The organism is uncultured Rothia sp. (assembly GCF_916049665.1).
Lineage (GTDB): Bacteria > Actinomycetota > Actinomycetes > Actinomycetales > Micrococcaceae > Rothia.
In genome coordinates this window covers 13,137-34,470 of sequence record NZ_CAJZIE010000009.1, presented here as the reverse complement: position 1 = coordinate 34,470, position 21,334 = coordinate 13,137, and the positions used below count along the sequence as shown (strand labels likewise).

Here is a 21,334-nt window from a genome sequence, read left to right as displayed (position 1 = left end):
CTGCAAAAAGGGAGGGAGGACTTCTGATGTTGCAGCGCCCAGTCGCTGAAGCTGCAAGTCGTCGTCCCGGCCGTACTGGTAAAACTCAGTTGAAGTTGTTCAACGCTGCCATGGATATCATGACCCAGAAGGGGCTTGAGTACGCCACTGTTGAAGAGGTGGCTGCCCGGGCGGGGGTTTCTAAGGGAACTGTTTATTACAATTTCGGTTCTAAGAAGACCATGGTGGATCAGCTGGTCCAGTACGGCACGCAGTTGCTGCTGAGCGATGCGCGTCGCGCGGCGTCGGTTCATTCTGATCCGCGTGAGGCGTTGCGGAGTGCTATTCGTGCCGCGTTCCAGTATCTTGAGGACCGTCCGGGTTTTACTCGGATGTGGCTTGCGGAGGCGTGGAAGGGCGCGGATGGTTGGACCGAGGCGATGAGCGATAACCGTCTGGATCTTCTGAATTATTTGGAGGAGATGACGGAGGCTGTGGCTCGCCGCTATACGGTTGATACCGCTCAGAATCCTCGTGCGATTGCGATCTCTATGTTCGGCGCGATTTATATGCTTGCCATGGATCGTGAAGTGCATCAGGCGGAGCGCAATGCTGAGGATGCAACGCGTGCTGTCATGCTGGTTGTAGATGGGTATATCCGTCATTAGGCGGACCTGTTGGGTCTGCAGACGTAGCCGGGACTTCGGTGTCGGGTGTCGAAAAGGGCACGGTTAAAGGGGCCGTGAAAGAGGCGACACCCGGCTGCCGTACGCGCACGATATGTAGGCTCGTTCTTGCCCTCCTGTTGGGGGGTGTGCTATAGTTTTCCACTGTTGGTGGTGTGTCCGAGCGGCCGAAGGTGCATCACTCGAAATGATGTTTGGTGTAAAAGCCAACGGGGGTTCAAATCCCTCCACCACCGCACCAACGAAAACCCGTCGAGATTCGTCTCGGCGGGTTTTTGCATGCCCGGATTGTTCTGGGGTGGTGCTGGCGGGTGTTTGTGCGGCGTTATTTGCTGTGTTTTATGGGGTGTGTGCCACTTCCGGGGCTTTGCCGGTGCTTGCGGTTTCGGGGCTGGGTAAAATCGTATTATGCGTATTAAGATTCTTGACCACCCGCTGGTCTCTCACAAGATTAGTGTTCTGCGTGATAAGAACACTCCGTCCCCGATTTTCCGTCAGCTGGTTGATGAGCTGGTGACTCTGCTTGCCTATGAGGCGACTCGCGAGATCCGCGTGGAAGAGGTTGAGGTTGTGACTCCGGTGGCGACCACTACCGGTGTTCGTATTGCTGATCCGAAGCCGCTGGTTGTTCCGATTCTGCGTGCTGGTTTGGGTATGCTGGAGGGTATGACTCGCATGGTTCCGACCGCTGAGGTGGGCTTCCTGGGCATGGCTCGTAATGAGGAGACCCTGGACATCGTGACCTATGCTGAGCGTCTGCCGGAGGATCTGACTGGCCGTCAGGTGTACCTGCTGGATCCGATGCTGGCTACCGGTGGCACTTTGATTGAGGCTATTAAGTTCCTGCGTAAGCGTGGTGCTGAGTCTGTGACTTGTGTGTGCCTGATTGCTGCTCCTGAGGGCATTGCTGCTCTGGAGAAGGGTGTTGAGGGCATGGAGAATGTTGACCTGTTCTTGGCTGCTCGTGATGAGCGTCTGAACGAGAAGGCTTACATTATTCCGGGTCTGGGCGACGCCGGTGACCGCCTGTACGGTCTGGCTGAGTAATAGCCTGGCTGAGCGAGCTTATTTGCTTACGGTGAGCGGGCGCCTCTGCATATGTATGTGCGGGGGCGCTTCGCTATGTCTTGTGGGTATTCGGTGGGTTGCGTGCCGCGGTGTGGCGGTGCGTGTCTAATGTGTCTGGGGCTTGGGTGGCGATGGTGCGGCTGGGTGTTGGTGTAGGCTTTTGCAACACCCTCCCTATATGTGATTAGGAACACATTAAAGCATTTGAGGGCGCTTCAAAACTTCAAGCATATTCACAGTCTCACATGAAAATACAGGGCATGACCCATACATAAAAGAAACCGTGAATATTTATGTGAGAAAAAAGCTGAAAGCCTCAGGTTCCGCATGAAACCTCCCAAAATAGCGGAAGGGTATTGTACTCCTATTGGCCTCAAGGGGGTATCCATTATGCTGAATCCGCTTGATTTATCTGCCAAATAGGAGAAATATTAAGTAAGAGGATTGAGGCTCAACAGGTATTGGGGACTGTTCGCCTCGGCGTCACTTCCGGCGCACCCCACCCCATGTACGACTGGGATCCCGTACACAGACTTTGAGAGAAGGTTGAACCATGTCAGGCGCTGTACCTGGATATGTCCACATCTCCCAGCGCGGCCGCGCCGCTAAGCGTCAGGCCGTGCAGCCCCAGCGTCCCGCGATGCCGGCCGCAACGTTGCGCCCGATGACATTCTCTGCCGGGGATTCTGCCCATAAGCAGGCTCAGGAAAATGAGGCACGTGGCTTCGTGCTGTACGTGGGTCTGAATGAGGAACTTGCCGCCGCAAACGGTACCTCTCTGGTGCGTATTGTTCAGGATTTGCGCACCTACGCACACCACCTTGCTCCCGAGTCGGAGTCGTACGCTGCTGTGGCGTTGGCTCCCGTGAATGCTGAGGGTAGCGACCTTGAGGTTGTGCGTAATGCGTTGGGTGATCCGACCGCAATGTACATGCATCCGGAGGCGAATGTCGCCCGCGAAGCAGAGACCACGAACAGCCACTCTTCGGGCGTTCTGATTGACCTGGCGCGTCGCGAGGTGTTCCTGGACGGTGAGCCGCTCATGCTGACCTTCAAGGAATTCGAGCTACTGGCGCACCTGGTGGAGAATTCTTCCCGTACCGTGGGTCGTGAAGAGCTACTGAAGGCGCTGTGGAGCTCGGGTGACGAGCATCCGCACGAGCGTACGATTGACGTGCATATTCGTCGTCTGCGTTCGAAGCTGGGCCGCCTGTCGGGTACCGTGCGTACGGTGCGCGGTCAGGGCTACCGCTTCTTTGAGCACCCCGAGGTTGTTGTCTGGGCTGCTCCGGAATACTCGATTTAGCGTGTACAGAATTTAGTCTCTGTAGAGTACACCCCGGTGTGCTGGCGTGATGCCGGTGTGCCGGGGTTTACTTATGCCTGCTTACTTGTGTCTGCGGGGCTTGTTCACGTGGCGGTGTGCGGCACGTTCCGGCGCCCTCTAGATAGAATGGGTGTATGGCTGAAAATTCTTCCAACACTGCATCTGGCTCGCACCGCCGCGGGGTTAAGCGTCTGATTATTATGCGCCATGCGGAGGCTGATTGGGGTCTGAACGATTTTGATCGCCCGCTGACGAAGCGCGGTCATGAGCAGGCTGCCGCTGCTGGCGCTTGGTTGGCTTCTCGCGGTTATATTCCGGAGCAGATTATGTCGTCGTCGGCTTTGCGTACCCGCCAGACGACGACCTGGGTTTCGGATGGTTTGGGGGCGAAGGCGCCTACTGCTCATCTGGATGAGGGCCTGTATGAGGTGTCTGCGTCCCGCATCATTGCGCGTATCAACAGTGTTTCTGAGAATGTTCATTCTCTGATGGTAGTGTCGCATCTGCCCGGTGTGCAGGATGCCGCGCAGCGTCTGATGAGCCCCGATTCTGACCCGAATGCGTCCATGGATGTGTACTATGGCTTCCCGCCCTCTTCCATTGCGGTGTTTGAGGTGCCGGGGGAGTGGGCTCTGCTGGATGGTGCGGATGCGCGCCTCGCGGACTTCAAGAGCTTCTAGGCCAGGAGCTTCTAGACTTCGCGCCCGAATATAGTTGGGCATAGCAAAAGCCCCGTACCAGCCGGTACGGGGCTTTTAGTGGCGGAGACGGGGGGATTTGAACCCCCGGTCGAGTTTAACCCCGACCCTTCATTAGCAGTGAAGTCCATTCGGCCGCTCTGGCACGTCTCCACGGTGCGCTCGTGAGCGCATCCCTATAAGAATATAGGCTGTTTTGCGCTTGGTCAATTCGACCTGTGTAGCAGGTGAGGCGTAGGCAGGGGAGGTAGGCCTCTAGGCGTGGACTACCGGTCGTAAACATTGAGGCTCATACACATTTTCGATACACTGCATGTGTCCAACCGATAAATAGAGGGCGTCTCTGGCGTGTGATTTTTTCATACAGTGTTGCCAGAGTTGTCTTATTTACTCAACGAAATGAGAAATCATGTCTGAAAACCCCAACAACCCCCAGCCCCAGTTCAACCAGGATCCCCAGTTCAGCCAGGATCCCCAGTTCAGCCAGCAGGCTCCGTACGGTCAGCCGGTCCCGACCCCCGAGCAGCAGGCTCAGATGAAGAGGGCGAAGATTCTGTCGATTCTCGCTATTGTATTTGGTGCTGTTGGTTTGGTTCTTCTGAGCCCGCTTTTCAGTGCATTGGGCCTGGCATTTGGTTTGGCGGCTCTGCGTGTCCCTGAGCTGCAGACCCGTGGTCTGGCACTGACTGGTTCCATCATCGGTGGTGCTGCTCTGGTCCTGAGCATTATTGTTGTGGGGCTGGGTGCTATCAGGAACCTGGGCTAGAACCCTATAACGTTTTAGTCAGCATCCTCCATGGACACTGGCTACAGAAAGTCCGTGAGCGCTCCGTGCGCACGCGGGCTTTTGTGCGCTCTGTAAAGCCCGTGCCCAGTGCATCAAGGTGCATTGTGCGGGGTTGCATGACGGGCTTAGTTGTACCTGTCCCATTCATGGGTTAGGGTGAATTAGGTTTAATGCACACCAGCCGTACGAAAGTGAGATGCCATGTCTCAGACTCCTCGGGGCTCAGACCCCTACGACTACAACCCGGACTACAACCGTCTGAACGAGCAGTACAACCAGAACGGTCAGTACGGGCAGAACACTCAGTACGGCCAGGGTTCTTACGGCCAGTACGGGCAGGGCTCCCACGATCAGTATTCCTATGACCAGTACGGTCAGAATTCGTACGGTCAAGACTCGTACGGCCAGAACCAGTACGACCCGTATGGCCAGCAGTACCAGCAACCCGACCAGTACGGTCAGCCCATGATGGTTCCTATGGGCTTTTTGCAGAAGACTCCCGAGCAGATTGCTGGTGAGAAGGCTGCTCAGACTTCTACGGTGCTCGGTATTATCGGCTTGATTTGTACTCTAACGTTTGGCTGGTTCGTGCTGGGTCTGCCCTCTCTGATTCTGGGTGTTATCGGTGTCTCTAAGGCTAATGAGGCTGAGCGTTTCGGTGTGGCGGCTTCTACTGGCCGCATCCTGAACTGGATTAGTGTAGTCGTTGGTGGCATTTTCCTGGTGTTTTACGGCGGTAGTATTCTGCTGTTGATTCTGCTGGCTTCTTCAGATTCCGCAGCCAATTCCAGACTGGTGGATGTTGCGCAGATGCTGGCGCTTTTCTAAAAACTTTGCCCTCGCTGGAGGGTACGCATAGGCCCCGTTCCTCGACGTGAGGAGTGGGGCTTTGCTGTATGTATGCCGTGTGTTTCCTGGATTGGGCTCGACATGCTTGTTCCCTCGGCGGGGGAGGGTCTAGGGTGAAGTTAACGCCCCTTGCGTGTGGAATGTGAAAGGTTGTGGATGCAATGTCGCAGCTACCCCAAAACAATGAAGATTTTGATAACAACCCTGAATACGCCCAGCTCTACCAAGCGGATGACAGCCAACAGTCGGAGGCTGACGACACGGACGACTGGGAGCAACTTGCGAGCGCGCAACCTTCCGACGGGCAAGGGACACAAGACGGTAAAAGGGCAGCGAACCTCTCCCTACTTTTCGGCTTCCTCAGCCCGCTGTCTTTCGTTCTAGGGTTTTGGTTGCTTGTCCAGGGTCTTGGAGAAAGCGGTCTGCAGGTAGCTCTCGCCGCGCCGGTGCTGAACATCCTGGGTATCTGGCAGGGGCGGGTAGCGCAGAGGCATGGTACGCGCGCCCTCGAAGGTCGTATTCTCAACGGGCTGGGGCTATGCTTTTTCATCGGTATCGCCGCCCTCTTCATGTATATTGCGAATGCCTTGTCACAAATCAACTAACGACGCCCCCGATAACTCGAAACGGCATATGTGAAAAGCCCCGTTCCTCATGGTGAGGTGCGGGGCTTTGCTGTATGTATGCCGTGTATTTCCTGGAATGGGTCCGACATGCTTGTTCCCCAGGTGGGGGAAGGTCTAGGGTGAAGTTAACACCCCTCGCGTGTGGAATGTGAAAGGTTGTGGATGCGATGTCGCACCTACCCCAAAACAATGAAGCCTTCGATAACAACCCCGAATACGCCAAGCTCTACCAGGAAGATAACAACGAGCAGCCTAGCCCGGATACTTCTGACGAACAGCTACTACCCGCAAATGAGTCTCCGGGTGAGTTTTCAGATCAAGCGGCGGGTAAAAGGGCAGCGAACCTCTCCCTACTGTTTGTCTTCCTCAGCCCGCTGTCTTTCTTTCTAGGGTTCTGGTGTCTTGTCCAAGGTCTTGAAGAAACTGCTCTGCAGATAGCTCTCCTTGCCCCAATCCTGAACATCCTGGGTATCTGGCAGGGGTTCACAGCAAGGCGGCGCGGTACGCGTGCCAGCGGTGGCCTGATTCTCAACGGGCTGGGGCTATGCATTTTCATTGGTATCGCCGCCTTCATCATGCTGATTGTGAACGCCTTGTCAGGCATCAACTAATGACGCTGGCTCGATGGTGAGCTCAGATGCTCTCCCGAGTCGCTAGACACGTAACACCCGGTATTGAAAGGTTGTGGATGCGATGTCGCAGCTACCCCAAAACAACGAAGATTTCGATGACAACCCCGAATACACCAAGCTCTACCAGGAAGATGACAGCGAGCAGCCCGAGGTCGACGATACGGACGACTGGTCGCTACATGAAAGCGAGCTACCTCCCGACGTGCGGAGGGCACAAGCCGGTAAAAGAGCGGCGAACTTATCCCTCCTTTTCGGTGCCCTGGGCCTGCTGTTTCTCTTCCTGGGGATTTGGCTGTTTGCCGAGGAGCTTGAAAACGGTATAGTCCTGGCTATTATTGCCCCATTACTGAGCATCCTGGGCATCTGGCAGGTGTTCGTGGCACGCCGGTACGGCAAGCACGCCTTCGGAGGCCTAATCCTCAGCGGGATAGGAATCGGCATTGTCATTGCTATCGTTGCCCTCATCATATTGATTCTGAACGCCTTGTCACACATCCACTAACGATGCTCCCGGTAACTCAAAACGGCATATGCGAAGAGCCCCGTTCCTCGCGTTGAGGAACGGGGCTCTTTGCACTCCGCACATGAGGCGAAGCAGAAGCTATAACGCGGATGGTAAGGGATTTGAACCCTTGAGACGGGGTTACCGCCTACTGGTTTTCAAGACCAGCTCCTTCGGCCGCTCGGACAACCATCCATGCACTCCAGAGACCGGCATTTTATGGCAATACCGTGCCGCAGGGCACTAAGAGATTATCGCACGTTGTATGCTTTCTGTAAATCGCGCACCGACGATGGTGCTTCCGGCAATGAGGAGGACTCATGAGAGCAATTATCGAGAAAAACCACGGTGGACCTGAGGCTCTGACCATCACCAAAGTACCCGCCCCCGTGCCCCGCTCCCACGAAGTTCTCATCCGTGTTCACGCCGCCGGAATCAACCGCGCCGACGCTCTGCAGCGCCGCGGATTCTACCCGCCGCCCGCTGGTGCGAGCGCCATCTACGGCCTCGAAGTAGCCGGCGTTATTGAGGCGGTCGGTGAGGGTGTCTCCGTGGAGAACCGTGGCACCTCCGTCATGGCGCTCCTTTCTGGAGGCGGCTATGCCGACTACGTGACCGTCCCGGTCGACCACGTGCTGCCCGTACCCGAACAGCTGAGCTTCGTAGAGGCGGCAGGTATTCCCGAGGTTGCCGCGACCGTCTACTCGAACCTGGTACTCACCTGCGGTATGAGCATGAACCCCGCCGAAAACCTCAAGGAAGACGGCGAACCGGCGGTGGTGCTCGTGCACGGCGGCACCGGCGGTATTGGGGTGCATGCTATCCAGCTGGCGCTCGCCGCCGGAACTCGCGTGTTTGCGACCGTCAGCAGCGAGGAAAAAGCTGAATATGTGCGCTCACTAGGTGCGGAGCCCATTATCTATACCGAACATTCGTTCCGTGAAGTTCTGTTGGCTGAAACCGGCGGCCGCGGCGCCGACTACATCCTCGACGTAGTGGGCGGAAAGTACCTGGACGACAACCTGCACACCCTCGCCGACGGCGGCCACCTGTGCATTATCGGCCTGATGGGCGGCGCCAAAGCGGAATTGAACCTGGGCTACATGCTCTCCCGTCGCCTGTCGGTGCACGCCACGAGCCTGCGCACCCGCTCAGACCGGCAGAAGGCCGAGATCCTGCGCGGTGTACGCGAGCACGTGCTGCCGCTGATTGAATCCGGCAGGATCGGTGTGGGGCTGGACCGCGTTTTCGACATGGAGGAGGCGGTTGCCGCCCACGAGTACTTCGACTCGGGCCAGCATCGCGGCAAGATTGTGCTGCGCATGGTCTAGAAATCGCTGTGCTCCCCGCGGTGCCGCTTCACGTGGGTGCCGCGGGGAGCGTCGCGTGAGGGTCGCGTGAGGGTCGTGATGAAAATCCGGGTTTGAAATAATCAGCTGACTGCTGACATCTCGTCACCAAAAGAGATTTAGGGTAACCTAAGTATAAGGAGGTTTGCGGGTTGTCGCACAGCCCAACACCGGCAACCTCCACCAACCAATAGACACGGCACACACACCACGCAGAGGAGGACATATTGGGACTTAAAAGCTACCTGCAATCGCGCCGCGACGACGCCGAACTCGGCAAAGGCATCTGGCGCCGATCCCACGACCGGTTCATCCGCGGCATTGACCGCTTCCACCAGGTCCTCGAACGCCTAGCGGCAACCGATTCGTCCACCTCCATGATTGAGCTCATCGTGCCGGACGCAAACGCGCTCGCCGACCTGATTCCGCGCGTGCGCGCAGTCGCCATGGAGGCGCACCGCCTCGCCCCCAGCGACGGCGATATTCCCGCCTCCCCGTACGGCACCTACTCGGATCTGAACCGTGCCCTCTCCAAGGCGGGTAACGCCGTCGCCCTCTGCGCTGAAGCGCTCGCCATGGCACGCTGCTTCGGCGAATGCGCCACCGGATGCGACCGCCAGGTGAGTGTACACCGCCGCGTGGAAACCGTCCTTCAGCACATTGAGGAAGCCGAACGCCTCATCCAGCGCGCCCAGAAGGAAGCCGCCGGCGAGCTGACCTTCGACGACGGAATCCCCGTAGGCCGCACCGAACTCGTCGAAGCCTAACACCAATCGCGTGACCCGCCCGCAGCACCCACACCGGACGCTGCGGGCAGGCTCATTTAAACCGCCCACCGTGCCGCGTCCGCCAGATGAACACGGCCAATCTGAACGGTGCCGAGAGGGCGGGTTAGTTTGATGTGCACCTCAACAGGCGATACGCTTAAAGAAGGGGTGTAGGACACTTCTTATGCGGTTCCGTCACAATGGAGGTGACGACACAACGCGATGGTACGCGCGGAAGAACCGCAGGCTTTTTCCTGCCCCTCTACGGCACAACCCAATGCACAATAATTCACGGAAGAAGTCACACACCATGTTTGAATTCCACCGCAACGAGCGCGCACGCCAGCTGCGCCCCAGCCTCTCTCGTTCCTGGCTCCTCGTGCGCGCCAACTCCACTGAAGAAGTTTTTGAAGAGGCCTTCGAATCCGAGGCCGACTCCATCATCATCGACCTTGAAGACGGCTGCCCGCCCGAAGAGAAGGACACCGCCCGCGAACAGGTTGTCCGCATGCTCAACTCCGGCGTGGTCGCATGGGTGCGAATCAACGCCATCACCACCGAACACTGGTGGAAGGACGTCAAGGCTCTCAAGAACGTGAAGGGCCTGCGAGGCGTCATGCTCGCCACCGCAGAGCACGCCACCGACATCGACCGCACCGCAGCAGAGCTGCCCGCCGGTACCCCCATCATCGCGCTGATTGAGTCCGCACTCGGCGTGCACCACTCCGTCGAGATTGCCCGCGCAATCGGCACCTTCCGCCTCGCATTCGGCGCAGGCGACTACCGCCGCGACACCGGCTCCTCCGCAACCCCCATGGCGCTCGCCTATGTGCGTTCGCAGCTGGTCATCGCCTCCACCCTGGGTGGTCTGCCCGGCCCCATCGACGGCCCGACCCTCGGCGCATACGGTGCTGACCTCTCCAAGGCGTGCGGCTTCGCAAACGACCACGGCATGACCGGCAAGATTACTCTGGACATCCGCCAGACCGAGACCATCAACGCGGCATTCTCCCCGAGCGAGGTCGAAATCGAAGAAGCACACCAGATGCTCGACGTGCCCCTCGACGGCCCCCGCGACGGCTCCTACCTGCCGCGTTACCTGCGTGCAAAGAAGGTCAAGGAACTCGCCAAGGTCTACGGCCTGTGGGGCAAGACCGACAGCGACTTCCAGCGCGCATCCAAGTAAGGTGATCGCCTAAGGTACACGCGTAAAAAGCCGCGCATCCGAACCCCGAACGGGGAACCGGATGCGCGGCTTTTATATGCTCTAAAACCTCTGGCGCGCTACAACTTAGATGCTAGTTGCGGGGCGACTTGCCGCCCGTCAACGCATGAGCACACACATACGAAGTCACCAAAGAAATCACAATCGGCACCAAGAACGAGGTGTCATCCTCATACACGGAACGGTAGAAGAACCACACCGCCAAGGAAACCACCAGCGCCAGCACGTACACCAGCGCAAAACGCATCGTGGGGCTCATCGGACGCGAAGAACCCGCAGCGGCACGACCGCCCTGCGAGCGGTTCTGCAAACGCTGAGTATTTGAGGAGTGAGAAGACATGAGAATCTCCTAAAAATCGACGGTGACATCTCTCAAGACAATGACATCTCGCAGATGCTAAAAACCGCCGCAACACACCGGAAACCGGCACGCGTTACGGCGGATGTGGAGCCCCCAGTGGGATTCGAACCCACGACCTTTTCTTTACGAGGGAAATGCTCTACCCCTGAGCTATAGAGGCACATATGCTGTCATCCGTAGCCGCCCGAAAGCAACTGACGAACAGTGCATACCCCGCAATAGTACCAAAAAGGCGGGGGAGAGGCTAATTACTTTCAGCACCGAGACCGCAGCTGAGAGCCCGCGGCAGAGAACCTATGGCGTGCACTGCATTCACCCCACAAACCCGCCCGCAGATAGGGAATGTTCAGGGCAGAGGCATACAATAAACCCTATACCCACGGCGGCTGACAGCGCCTCACAGCGCCCAACAACCACTGGCACATCAACCACAGATGTATCAACCACAGACCAGCCCGCCACCCATAGAGAGAGGAACCATCATGACTTCACCCCTCAACCGCCGCACCCTTCTGCTGGGCGTAGTGCCCGCCGCCGCCCTGGGACTGAGCGCATGCGGTTCCAGCTCCTCCCAGTCTTCTGCGACCGCATCGGCATCTGCGAGTGCCTCGGCAAGTGGTTCGGCAAGCACCGCCGCTACCTCGGCGAGCGCCACCGCGAGCGCTTCGGCATCCGCTTCCGCGACCGCCGACGACGGCTACGTCGGCTACCGCCTCAACCGCGAAGTACCCGGCGCAGGCACCGCAACCCTGTACACCGACTACCAGTGCCCCTACTGCGCCAAGGCAGAACCCAAGTTCGAAGAAGCCGCCAAGAAGCTCGACGGCGTGCTGAACGTGACCGTACGCCACATGCCGCTGAACATGCACGTCAACGCCGTACCCGCCGCACTCGCAGTGGAAGCCGCCGAGGCACAGGGCAAGCACCTCGAAATGGCAAACAAGCTCTTCGCCACCCAGAACGACTGGAAGGGCATCAGCGAACGCGACAAGCTACGCACCCTCTTCAACGACTACGCCAAGGAACTGGGTCTGAACACCGAAGAATTCGACAAGGTTCTGCTCGCTTCCGATACCGTCAAGCCCATCCAGCGCGACTACGATCACGCCGTGAAGATTGGCGTGAAGGGCACCCCCACCTTCGTCGTGAACGACAAGGTCGTTGAGGGCCTGGATTCCTCCTCCTCGGTGGATGACCTGGTCAGCACCTTCAAGCGTGAAGCTGGCGTGAAGTAGTGGCGCACATTCAGCTCTCCGGCGGCCAGCGCGCCGAAATCCACCCGGACGGGTTCAGCGACCACGGCTACGTTCTCGAAATCGGCGGTGCCGAACAGTCCCACGTGGATATTGCGGACCCCTCCTACGTGTTCTACGAGTACCTGCGCCGCATCGCCAACACGGTGGATGCGCTCGCCCCCGCCGGCGAACCCATTACCGCCGCACACCTGGGCGCCGGTGCGTTGACCCTCGTGCGCTACATTCAGGCGACCCGCCCCGGATCCCGCCAGGTTGCTGTCGATATCGAACCCGAGCTTATGGGCTTCGTGACGGACCGCCTGCCGCTGCCTGTCGGCACCGACTGCCAGCTGGTAGTCGGTGATGCCCGCGAGCAGTTGGCGAACCTGCCCGAACTGCTGGGCGTACCCGGCTTCGACGCGATTATCCTCGACATCTTCACCGGCATGGACGCGCCCGCGCACCTGGCGAACCGCGACTTCTACCGCGAACTCAAGGACGCCCTGAGCGAGCGCGGCATGGTCGCCATTAACGTGGGCGATGACGCGGGTCTGCCCTTCTTCCAGCTGCAGGCAACCGCCATGCTGGAAGTCTTCGACCACGTGTGGTGCCTGTGCGAGAGCTCCATGCTCAGCGGGCAGAACGAAGGTAACCTCGTGCTGGTTGGTACCTCCCGTGAGCTGGACGAGGACACCCAGGACCGGCTGTACGCGATGGGCCCGCATCCGGCGGAGGTGCTCACCACCGACGAGTTGCGCGATCTGCTGGACGAGCTGGCCGAGAGCTAAAACTGGAACATAAAACCGTTGAGGCGGGTACCAACCAGGTACCCGCCTCAACGGTTTTGTATATGGGTTTTCTATATGCCGCGCGCCGGCGGAATTTTTGTTTTACTCGGGTAGCGGCACGGGGACGGGCTCCTCGCCCTCATCCTTCGGCTTGGGGGAGCTGCCCTGCGTGGTGGTGAGCGTAATACCCACACTCGCCGTCATCAGCAGACAGATTGCCACCCAACGAATCGGGCCGGTCTCCTGATTCAGCAGCGCCCAACCGGCAATCGCCGCAATCGCCGGTTCCATGCTCATCAGCACGCTAAACACCTGCTGCGGCAGGTTACGCAGAGCCATCAGCTCCGCGCTGTAGGGAATCACCGAAGCGAACATCGCGGTACCAAAAATCATGAGGAGCAGCATCGGATCCTGCGCCGCATTCCACAGCGGCTGGGGTGCCGGAACAATCGCCGCCACCGGAGCAATAAACGCGGCACCAACAAGCATCGCAACCGCCAGGCCGCTCGCACCCGGCACCAGTGCACCCACCTTCGCGCTCGAGCGAATGTACAGCGCCCAGAACACGCCAGCAACCAGAGCGAACGTCAGACCCAGGTAGTCGGTATCCCTACCGACCGCCGCCTCGTAGCCGAGCACCAGCATGCCCGCCAGGGCGCAGAGCACCCACACCGCGTCGCGGAGCCTGCGAGTCAGCATGGACGCCAACGCCAGCGGGCCCAAGAACTCCACCGCAACCGCCAAACCAATCGGGATGCGGTCAATCGCGCAATAGAAGAAGCCGTTCATCAGGCCGAACGTCATACCGAAAATGATGACGGCACACCACTGCTCCTTCGACCACGACAACGCACCCGGCGGCATCGTGCCGCCACGACGGGCACGCCAACGAGCCGCCAACCACACGGCGCTACCCACCACAATGGAAGCAATCGCCAGGCGGCTCACGCTAATAGCCAGAGCACCAAACAACGGGAAGAGCGTCACCGCGAACGCGGCACCGAACTGTAGCGACGAGCAGGACATCAACACAAACATGATGCCCAGCGCGGGGCGTTGGGGTGCGGTATGCGACAAGGTTCTCCTTCCTGCGCCTGATGAGGCGGTAGTTCTTCACGTGTGTATGCTGTGCCGCTACGGGGCAGAATGAACGCTCTAATAGCGCCGTTTTAAACAGTGCACCCCGGGCAACACGAGATACTATCCTACTCGTTACCCGGGGGTGCTAGAAACCGTCGACACGGCTACAGTTCAGTAGATTAGAGGCCCTTCGCCTCACGGTCAGCCTTAATCTGATCGGCAGAAGGAATCGTAATGGAGCTGGTCGCCATCTGCGCAATATCCACCGCGTGCGCATCCACAGCGCCGGGGAGGTAGCGGTCAGCTTCCTCCAGCGTGCCCTCCTCCTGCGCCTTCTTCTGGGCGCGAGCGTGAGAAATCGAAATACCGATACTCGCCGCCACCAGCAGAGCAATAGCAACCCAACGAACCAGGCCGGTAGCCTCACCAAGCATCACAATACCCACAGCCGCCGCAATCGCAGGCTCCAGGGACAGCACCACGCTGTAAATATGCGCGGGCAGCAGACGCAGCGAAGAAACCTCACCCAACGCCGGCAGAGCAGAAGCCAACAGACCCATCAGGCAGCCAATAGCCAGCAGGTTCACATCCTGGGTCACCTTCAACAGGTTATTGCCGCTCAGAATAAACGGGAACGGCAGAACCAGCAGAGTCGAAACCGCGTTACCCATCACCATGCCGCCCATACCCGGGATCAGCGCGCCCACCTTCTCAGTCGCCAAAATGTAGGCGGCACGAGAAATCGCGGTCAGCACCGCAAAGAACACACCCACCAGGGCGAAATCCTCCGGCTTCGCCTGCGACTCAGCCGTCAGAATTGCCATACCCGTAAAGGACAGGGCAATCCACACCAAGTCCAGCTTGCGGCGCGACATCACCGTCGCCAACACCAGCGGACCCATAAACTCAATAGCCACAGCAATCGCCAGCGGAACCTGCTCAATCGCAACATAGAAGAACGCATTCGCGCCCGTCAGCGCAACACCCATGACGACCACAGTCAGCCACTGCGCACGAGTCCACGAACGAATCTGCGGGCGGAAAAATGCCCACATCAAAATGGTAGAGGTCAACAGGCGCAGAGTCACCACGCCCCACGGGCCCAAATCGCCCATCAGCTGCTTAGCAAGAGCCGCACCGAACTGCGCCGAAATAATCGCGCCGGTCGCGTAAGCAACACCCAGCCCCTGAGTCATCACAGGAGAACGCGCAGCATTGGGCGTATGGGTGGAAGAAGTCATAGCAATCCTTATAGTCCAGAAGAGGTATTAGCCGCTATCTGTCATCAGGCGCGACCCGGAATCATCGTGAAACAGGTCACGCACTATGCAAACAATGAATAGTGTGTAATCTAGGACAATTTTACGCGGTTTAAAAATGGGCGCAAATAATGACCAAAACACCCTAACCAACCGCATACCACCCGCACGCCCTCAGTGAAAAAACACCCCCAAACCCCACCACAACCCCCATATTCAGGAAATATTCACCCAGCCGTGATTTACTGAGAGCATGCTTGACCCGAAGAAGTCTCTATTCGATGAGGACGGCAACCCCCGTCCCGCGCTAACCACCACCCTCGACAACGTACTGCGCATGCAACGACCGCTCGCGCTGTCCATCGTCAAAAAACTCCGTGAAGCGCACCCCGACGAAACCCCCGAACAAATCCACAAGCGCCTCGACCGCACCTACCTGCGCGACATCACCGCCATCGGCGGCGTCACCGGCGCATCCGCATTCGTACCCGGCGTAGGTACCGTCACCTCCATGAGCCTGTCCGCGCTCGCAGTCGGCGGCTACCTCGAACGCACCGCCCTCTACGCCCAGGCCGTCGCAGAACTGCACGGCGTGCACGTACACGACGCCGAAACCGCCCGCTCCATGGTCATGGCCATCATGCTCGGCGACGAAGGCTCCCAGCTCATGAACACCGTGCTGCTGCAGACCGGCAAGGCAAGCGGCGTCTCCAACAAGTGGGGCATGCTGCTCGGCAACTCCTCCGGCGGCAAGATGTTCAGCGTCGAACGCACCATCCGCAATATGTTCATCCGCCGATTCCTGACCCGCCAGACCGGCGCACTGCTCGGCCGCGCCCTGCCCTTCGGCGTCGGCGCAGTCGTAGGCGGCGGTGCAAACCTGACCCTCGGCAAGGACGTCGTGCGCAACACCCGCCGAGCCTTCGGCGACGCACCCGCCTACTTCCCCGCAGAGCTCATGATCACCCCGCGCGCACCCCGCGTACAGGGCGGCGACGGTTCGGAAAGCTCCTCCGGCGTGGCTGGTGCCCTCCTCAAGGGCGTCAAGGACGTAGGAAAGGCGGCAGGCAAGGTCTTCACCCGCGGCAAGGGCAACGACACCGAAACCGGCCACCGCCGCATGCTCGGCCGCTAAACCCGCTGGTTATAAAGCCAGAACATAAAAAGACCCAACACGCTAAAGACCCCGGATCCCTATACAGGGACCCGGGGTCTTTAGCGTGTAAACCGTTAGCGGGCGCTACAGGCTACGCGTTCTTCGCGTGGTCCAGCAGCTGAGCCGCAATACCGTTGTAGGTGTGCGGGGTCAGGTTCGACAGACGCTCCTCAGCCTCGGGGGAGAGGCCCAGGGTTGCCACGAACTCCTTGAGGCGAGCAGCATCCACGCGGTGACCGCGGGTCAGCTCCTTCAGACGCTCGTAGGGGTTCTCCATACCGGGAACACCCGCGATAGCCTCAGCGCGCATCACCATCTGGATCGCCTCAGCCAGGACCTCCCAGTTGGAATCCAGGTCAGCAGAAATCACGTCGGTCGCGATGTCCAGGCGCTTCAGGCCCTTCACCACGTTCGAAATGGCCAGAACCGAGTGACCGAACGCCACACCGATGTTGCGCTGAGCCGAGGAGTCGGTCAGGTCGCGCTGCCAGCGGGAAGTCACCAGGGTTGAGCCCAGCGAATCCAGCAGGGCGTTGGAGAGCTCCAGGTTAGCCTCCGCGTTCTCAAAACGAATCGGGTTCACCTTGTGCGGCATAGTCGACGAACCGGTTGCACCCGCCACCGGAATCTGGCGGAAGAAACCAATCGAAATGTAGCTCCACACATCGGTGCAGAGGTTGTGCAGCACACGGTTGAAGTGCGCAATATCCGAGTACAGCTCAGCCTGCCAGTCATGCGACTCAATCTGAGTGGTCAGCGGGTTCCAGGTCAGACCCAGGTGCTCCACAAAACCACGAGAAATCTTCTGCCAATCAGCGCTAGGCACCGACGCATAGTGAGCAGCGTAAGTGCCGGTCGCACCGTTAATCTTGCCCAGGAACTCGATAGCCTTCACGTGCTTGACCTGGCGCTTCAGGCGGTAAGCGAGCACGCCCATCTCCTTGCCCAGGGTGGTCGGGGTTGCGGGCTGACCGTGGGTGCGCGAAAGCATGGGAACCTCGCGGCCCTCCTCGGCCAGGTTCAGCAGAACCTCAATCAGCTCCTCCGCGGCGGGAATCCACACGTTCTGCACGGCATCCTTGATGCCCAGGGCGTAGGAGAGGTTGTTAATGTCTTCGGAGGTGCAGCCGAAGTGAACCAGCGGCACCAGGTGGCCCAGACCCAGGCCCTCCAGACGGCGACCAATGTAGTACTCAACCGCCTTCACATCGTGAACGGTGACAGCCTCAATCTCAGCCAGCTCCGCCACAGAATCAGCGTTGAAATCGGTCACGATGGCGCGCAGGCCCTTCTTCTGCTCCTCGCTCAGCGGGGACAGACCCGGCAGCACCTCGTGCTCGCACAGGTAAATGAACCACTCAACCTCAACGTGGATGCGGTCGCGGTTCAGCGCCGCCTCAGAAAGGTAGTTCGTCAGGGGTGCGGTCACGGAAGCGTAGCGTCCGTCCAGGGGGCCCAGCGCGAGTTCGCCGGTGCCCAGGTCAATACGGCCAGAAGGCAGGATGGTGTTATTGGTGTGAGACATAACTCTATTTTTGCATGAATTCGTCGAAAAAATGAGGCGGTCAGAACAAATGGACGTGATGGGTGGCCCCGTTAGTTGCAGAAATATGACATTGCGGGAAGCCGTCGAGGGGGCAGAAACGGGGTCCGAAGGGCCCAAAACGTGCGAATTTTTCGAAACAAGCCGAAGTTATCCACAGGTTGGCGCACTCCGCCTGCACGGTCACCGCGGCAGATTTAGCCTAAAACAAACCCGCCGTGAAAGGACACACTATGAGCACCCTCGTCGACACCACACCACCACCCGTACCCCAGCTGCCCCGCATCGAACCGACCGATATTCTCCGCGCTGCAGGACACATGGGCATCGGCACCGCCGCCGGCCACGCCCTCGCCACCCAGCTCATGGCAGCCGCCACCCTTGCCCGCGCCAAAGGCGCAGAACTCTCCCACAGGATGCGCACCGAAGCCCAAGAAATCCGCACCGCACACCAACGCGCCAACGAACTCAACGGCGACCACTGGGCATCCGAAGCTGGACGCGCCTACCGGCGACAGCTCGAAGAACACCGCGAAAAAATCCGCAACCAAGCCGAACAAGCCGAAAACGCCGCCGCCATGATCGCCGCCGCCGGTGAAGAACTCGCCAACGACCTCACCTCCAAAGCGCAGGCAATCGAAGCCGCCGCCTCCGCCGTAGATAACCTACTCGGCAAACTCGCCGACGGCGTCGCGGACGCCCTCGAAAAGCTTGACCCCGGCGAAATCATCGCCCGCTCAGGCGTGCAAAAAGCCCAGTCAGCGCTCGATTCACTCATGCACGTGAACCTGCCCGACGGGCTGAGCTCGCTCATCCGAACCCACTAACCTCACCCTAGGAGAAACCATGCTTACCGGACCCACCGTTGCACCCATCGGTGACCTCAGCGACTCTGCAGGGCCCACCGCAGGCACCATCAGCGTCGCCCTCGAAGAAATGCCCGCCATTGCCGACGGGCTCGACACCGTCAGCCGCACCTGCGCCGACCGCACCATGCCGATTCTCGGTATTGCCGCCGAAACCCGGCTCTTCCTCGGCATTAACGGACGCGCCCAGCAGGCAGCTGGCCTCTGTGCCGGCCTCGCCGCAGACCTCGGTATTAGCGCCGCAAAATTCGGCGCCACCGCAGCCGCCGTCCGCGCAGCCCACAGCTCCTACCTGCAGACCGAAAATATTGTCGCAGGCTGGTTCGAGTCCATGGGCATCGCAAAGGACGGCAAGCTGCCCGACGGACGCAGCACCCGAGACCACCTCCGCGGCCTCATCGCTGGAGAACCCGGCGAAGCTAACTACCTCTTGAAGCTCATCATTCCTGAGCTTGGGTACTTCTCTGCATCTCGAACGCTGCCGTATTCGCCTCTCGTAGCGGGTATTCTCTTCGGCTTCACCGCCTATATGGACGCCAAATGGAACCCCGAAATTGCGCGCTCGCGAGCATTTGACCGCCTTGCAAGCATGTTTGGCATTCCGCGAGGGCTCGTTCGAAAGGCACTGGGTGGTGGCCTATTCGGCATCATTAAATCTGGAATCGATACTTTTCTTGGCGCTAAGGCTCACAATATTCGGACCGCTTCTGCCGACGAATACGGTATTGCTGCGCATCGTGGCGAGAAAAACCAGCTTTCTGTAGGCGCCAGCTCGGACCGTCTGCTGGCTATTGGTAAAGCGCAGGACCTTGAACTTGAGCGTTCCCGACAGAACCCCTCGGCCGCTGAACGTGGTGCCGTGCTCGTCACCGTCATGTACGAAGCAGGACACGAAGGCGACCCAGCCCATGCCCTGTATGTCGTGAGTATCCCCGGCACTGTCTTTGATTCCCTCGAAGGGTCTCCTATAGACCCAGCCGGTATCACGCATGAATCATCCAGGCTGGGTTACATGAATGCCGCTTACGAGATGGTTTTGCAGGCTCTACGTGATGCAGGGGCACCCCAGGGAGCCCGCGTGTACATGGAAGGCTTCAGTCAGGGAGCCATGATTGCCTACAACATGGCGAATAGCCAAAAAATTGCCGAAGAAATCAACATTGTGGGTATTTATGCCCAAGGCACCCCATTGCGGGTTATGCCTGCTAAACAACGTGACTTTGCTGTGGATTACGTGGAAGGAGAAGGCGATGGGGTTCCTGATGTGGCAGAGCAGTCTCTTTTTGCCCAGATTTTCAAGGGAGCGTGGCGCCCCGATGAACGCGATACGGTAATCACCGTCGATAACTATAAGCATCATGCCGAAAATTACCAAGAAGCTCTATACAGTCAAGGGTATAGCAGCAAGGTGCCTGGCGGCATGCGTGCCGCAATGGACGGTAAAGAGTATGTGCTGGGGGAGCAGAAGGTTACCTCCGCCTCAACTATGCCGGATGGTCTGCCATCTGCTGTACGAATCGGTATAACAGCCGGACGTATCGGAACCTACGGTGGTGCTACTTTAGCATCAGGAACTGGGCTTAGCGGTTGGGGTGTAGTTGAGGCGATTGACGGGCAGACAGGCGGGCACCTAGCTAAAGCAAAGCGTAAAGTGCGAGAGAGTATCGAAAATATTCGACAGAATGTCGAAGACACCGTCTCAGACGTCCAGCAGGGCATGGAGATTGCCAAGCAGAAGGCAGAGGGTCTTCAGCGAGAATCTGGAGAAGCCGCATGGGCGGTTGCTAAGCAAATCCCCGCGGTCATCGAGGGTGCCCAGAAGACGATTCCTCACCCCGAGCCGACTCCGCAGGAAAAGCCTCAGGACCCGCCGCCTGCATGGCCTGAAACCCCTGTGCCGCAGATGCCCAAGGTACCCCTCCTGCAGGGATACAACCCGCAGCATCTGCCGCCCGCCATCAATATGCCGAGCGACCTGAGCCGCCCCGAGCCTGCCCCCATCAAGATGCCCGGGGACCTGAGCCGCCCGGAGCCTGCGCCCATCAAGATGCCCGCTCGAATCGAGGCAGAGGGACAGCTACCCCCTGCAGGCCTGATTCCGCCGGATATTCTGCCCACACCTGCAGATCTGCATACGCATGTCGGAAAGGCTATTACTCAGCCAATCATCGATCAGTTGCAGCTCCCTAACGCTGGTTCTGTGCTCAAGAATCTTCCAACCTTCGGACCCGGACAGGGCGGAGACTACGACGGCGGTGAGTCGCTCATCCCCACTCTGCCGGGGCTGAAGCCTGCGCCCATGCTCCCGCCCAAGAGCATTGACCCTGGATTCCTCGCACCAACTCCGCCCGAGAACATCGACCCCGGGTTCCGTGCACCAGGCCCTCCCGAGGACCTGACTCCCATCGAGGAGCGTGAACCCCTGGTGGTCTAAAACCCTAGCCTCAAGAACCAATCTTGACGGCTCGGTGGAGGGTGGAGGGGACGAGTAGAGTAGAGAAGAGAAAAGGAGGGGCACCGCTGGGAACAACCCCGGCGGCGCCCCTCCATC

Annotated in this window: 21 protein-coding genes and 4 tRNA genes; 18 read left to right on the top strand and 7 right to left on the bottom strand. The window is 59.1% G+C overall.

Going from position 1 to position 21,334, the window contains the following annotated elements; translation table 11 throughout:
* Window positions 1–26 precede the first annotated feature (26 nt).
* The 5 genes from QZ540_RS01695 to QZ540_RS01675 all read left to right on the top strand — a co-directional run bounded on the left by QZ540_RS01695 (window position 27) and on the right by QZ540_RS01675 (window position 3,740).
* A complete protein-coding gene (locus QZ540_RS01695) occupies window positions 27–647 on the top strand; it encodes a TetR/AcrR family transcriptional regulator (RefSeq protein WP_070665911.1) in 621 nt (206 codons plus the stop codon).
* A gap of 167 nt (window positions 648–814) precedes the next feature.
* A tRNA-Ser gene (locus QZ540_RS01690) sits at window positions 815–901 on the top strand.
* Window positions 902–1,073: 172 nt separating this feature from the next.
* A complete protein-coding gene (upp, locus tag QZ540_RS01685) occupies window positions 1,074–1,712 on the top strand; it encodes a uracil phosphoribosyltransferase (RefSeq protein ID WP_070832204.1) in 639 nt (212 codons plus the stop codon).
* A gap of 574 nt (window positions 1,713–2,286) precedes the next feature.
* The gene (locus QZ540_RS01680; protein WP_294627247.1) at window positions 2,287–3,039 is read left to right on the top strand and encodes a winged helix-turn-helix domain-containing protein; all 753 of its coding nucleotides are present in this window, start codon (window positions 2,287–2,289) and stop codon (window positions 3,037–3,039) included.
* Window positions 3,040–3,194: 155 nt separating this feature from the next.
* A complete protein-coding gene (locus QZ540_RS01675) occupies window positions 3,195–3,740 on the top strand; it encodes a histidine phosphatase family protein (protein WP_294627245.1) in 546 nt (181 codons plus the stop codon).
* Window positions 3,741–3,819: 79 nt separating this feature from the next.
* Here QZ540_RS01675 and QZ540_RS01670 read toward each other — a convergent pair.
* Window positions 3,820–3,911 (bottom strand) — tRNA-Ser (locus QZ540_RS01670).
* A 256-nt stretch (window positions 3,912–4,167) separates the two neighbouring features.
* On the opposite strand from QZ540_RS01670, the gene QZ540_RS01665 reads away from it, so the two are divergent.
* From QZ540_RS01665 to QZ540_RS01645, 5 genes are all read left to right on the top strand, one after another.
* Complete coding sequence (locus QZ540_RS01665; RefSeq protein ID WP_294627243.1) at window positions 4,168–4,524, top strand: DUF4190 domain-containing protein; 357 nt, start codon at window positions 4,168–4,170, stop codon at window positions 4,522–4,524.
* 222 nt (window positions 4,525–4,746) lie between these two features.
* Window positions 4,747–5,373 (top strand): DUF4190 domain-containing protein, encoded by a 627-nt coding sequence (locus tag QZ540_RS01660; protein WP_294627241.1) that lies wholly within the window; start codon window positions 4,747–4,749, stop codon window positions 5,371–5,373.
* A gap of 182 nt (window positions 5,374–5,555) precedes the next feature.
* On the top strand, window positions 5,556–5,999 hold the full coding sequence (locus QZ540_RS01655; protein ID WP_294627239.1) for a hypothetical protein: 444 nt from the start codon (window positions 5,556–5,558) through the stop codon (window positions 5,997–5,999).
* A 188-nt stretch (window positions 6,000–6,187) separates the two neighbouring features.
* Window positions 6,188–6,631: a hypothetical protein gene (locus tag QZ540_RS01650; RefSeq protein ID WP_294627237.1), complete on the top strand. Its 444-nt coding sequence runs from the start codon at window positions 6,188–6,190 to the stop codon at window positions 6,629–6,631.
* An 82-nt stretch (window positions 6,632–6,713) separates the two neighbouring features.
* Window positions 6,714–7,154: a hypothetical protein gene (locus QZ540_RS01645; RefSeq protein ID WP_294627235.1), complete on the top strand. Its 441-nt coding sequence runs from the start codon at window positions 6,714–6,716 to the stop codon at window positions 7,152–7,154.
* Window positions 7,155–7,261: 107 nt separating this feature from the next.
* Here the strand turns inward: QZ540_RS01645 and QZ540_RS01640 are convergent.
* A tRNA-Ser gene (locus QZ540_RS01640) sits at window positions 7,262–7,349 on the bottom strand.
* A gap of 125 nt (window positions 7,350–7,474) precedes the next feature.
* Here QZ540_RS01640 and QZ540_RS01635 point away from each other — a divergent pair.
* The 3 genes from QZ540_RS01635 (at window position 7,475) to QZ540_RS01625 (ending at window position 10,456) form a co-directional block, all read left to right on the top strand.
* The gene (locus QZ540_RS01635; protein WP_294627234.1) at window positions 7,475–8,485 is read left to right on the top strand and encodes an NAD(P)H-quinone oxidoreductase; all 1,011 of its coding nucleotides are present in this window, start codon (window positions 7,475–7,477) and stop codon (window positions 8,483–8,485) included.
* Window positions 8,486–8,730: 245 nt separating this feature from the next.
* Window positions 8,731–9,270, top strand: a complete 540-nt coding sequence (locus QZ540_RS01630) for a dehydrogenase (protein WP_294627232.1) — start codon at window positions 8,731–8,733, stop codon at window positions 9,268–9,270.
* Between the two features lie 310 nt (window positions 9,271–9,580).
* Window positions 9,581–10,456: a CoA ester lyase gene (locus QZ540_RS01625; protein WP_294627230.1), complete on the top strand. Its 876-nt coding sequence runs from the start codon at window positions 9,581–9,583 to the stop codon at window positions 10,454–10,456.
* A gap of 112 nt (window positions 10,457–10,568) precedes the next feature.
* Here the strand turns inward: QZ540_RS01625 and QZ540_RS01620 are convergent, their stop codons facing one another.
* On the bottom strand, window positions 10,569–10,835 hold the full coding sequence (locus tag QZ540_RS01620; protein ID WP_294627228.1) for a hypothetical protein: 267 nt from the start codon (window positions 10,833–10,835) through the stop codon (window positions 10,569–10,571).
* 106 nt (window positions 10,836–10,941) lie between these two features.
* Window positions 10,942–11,016 (bottom strand) — tRNA-Thr (locus QZ540_RS01615).
* A 322-nt stretch (window positions 11,017–11,338) separates the two neighbouring features.
* Here QZ540_RS01615 and QZ540_RS01610 point away from each other — a divergent pair.
* Together QZ540_RS01610 and QZ540_RS01605 are read left to right on the top strand one after the other, a co-directional pair.
* Window positions 11,339–12,091, top strand: coding sequence for a thioredoxin domain-containing protein (locus QZ540_RS01610; protein ID WP_294627226.1), 753 nt, complete (start codon window positions 11,339–11,341; stop codon window positions 12,089–12,091).
* Window positions 12,091–12,879 (top strand): spermidine synthase, encoded by a 789-nt coding sequence (locus QZ540_RS01605; RefSeq protein WP_294627225.1) that lies wholly within the window; start codon window positions 12,091–12,093, stop codon window positions 12,877–12,879. The genes QZ540_RS01610 and QZ540_RS01605 overlap by 1 nt, the downstream gene beginning before the upstream one ends.
* 102 nt (window positions 12,880–12,981) lie before the next feature.
* Here QZ540_RS01605 and QZ540_RS01600 read toward each other — a convergent pair whose 3' ends face one another.
* Window positions 12,982–13,956, bottom strand: coding sequence for a DMT family transporter (locus QZ540_RS01600; RefSeq protein ID WP_294627224.1), 975 nt, complete (start codon window positions 13,954–13,956; stop codon window positions 12,982–12,984).
* Window positions 13,957–14,138: 182 nt separating this feature from the next.
* A complete protein-coding gene (locus tag QZ540_RS01595) occupies window positions 14,139–15,200 on the bottom strand; it encodes a DMT family transporter (protein ID WP_294627222.1) in 1,062 nt (353 codons plus the stop codon).
* A 271-nt stretch (window positions 15,201–15,471) separates the two neighbouring features.
* On the opposite strand from QZ540_RS01595, the gene QZ540_RS01590 reads away from it, so the two are divergent.
* Window positions 15,472–16,353: a di- and tripeptidase gene (locus QZ540_RS01590; RefSeq protein WP_294627220.1), complete on the top strand. Its 882-nt coding sequence runs from the start codon at window positions 15,472–15,474 to the stop codon at window positions 16,351–16,353.
* 112 nt (window positions 16,354–16,465) lie between these two features.
* On the opposite strand, the gene purB is transcribed toward QZ540_RS01590, so the two are convergent.
* Window positions 16,466–17,899, bottom strand: coding sequence for an adenylosuccinate lyase (purB, locus tag QZ540_RS01585; protein WP_294627218.1), 1,434 nt, complete (start codon window positions 17,897–17,899; stop codon window positions 16,466–16,468).
* 251 nt (window positions 17,900–18,150) lie between these two features.
* On the opposite strand from purB, the gene QZ540_RS01580 reads away from it, so the two are divergent.
* Window positions 18,151–18,744, top strand: coding sequence for an ABC transporter substrate-binding protein (locus QZ540_RS01580; protein WP_294627216.1), 594 nt, complete (start codon window positions 18,151–18,153; stop codon window positions 18,742–18,744).
* A 19-nt stretch (window positions 18,745–18,763) separates the two neighbouring features.
* Window positions 18,764–21,217: an extensin gene (locus QZ540_RS01575; RefSeq protein ID WP_294627214.1), complete on the top strand. Its 2,454-nt coding sequence runs from the start codon at window positions 18,764–18,766 to the stop codon at window positions 21,215–21,217.
* The last annotated feature ends 117 nt before the right edge of the window (window positions 21,218–21,334 follow it).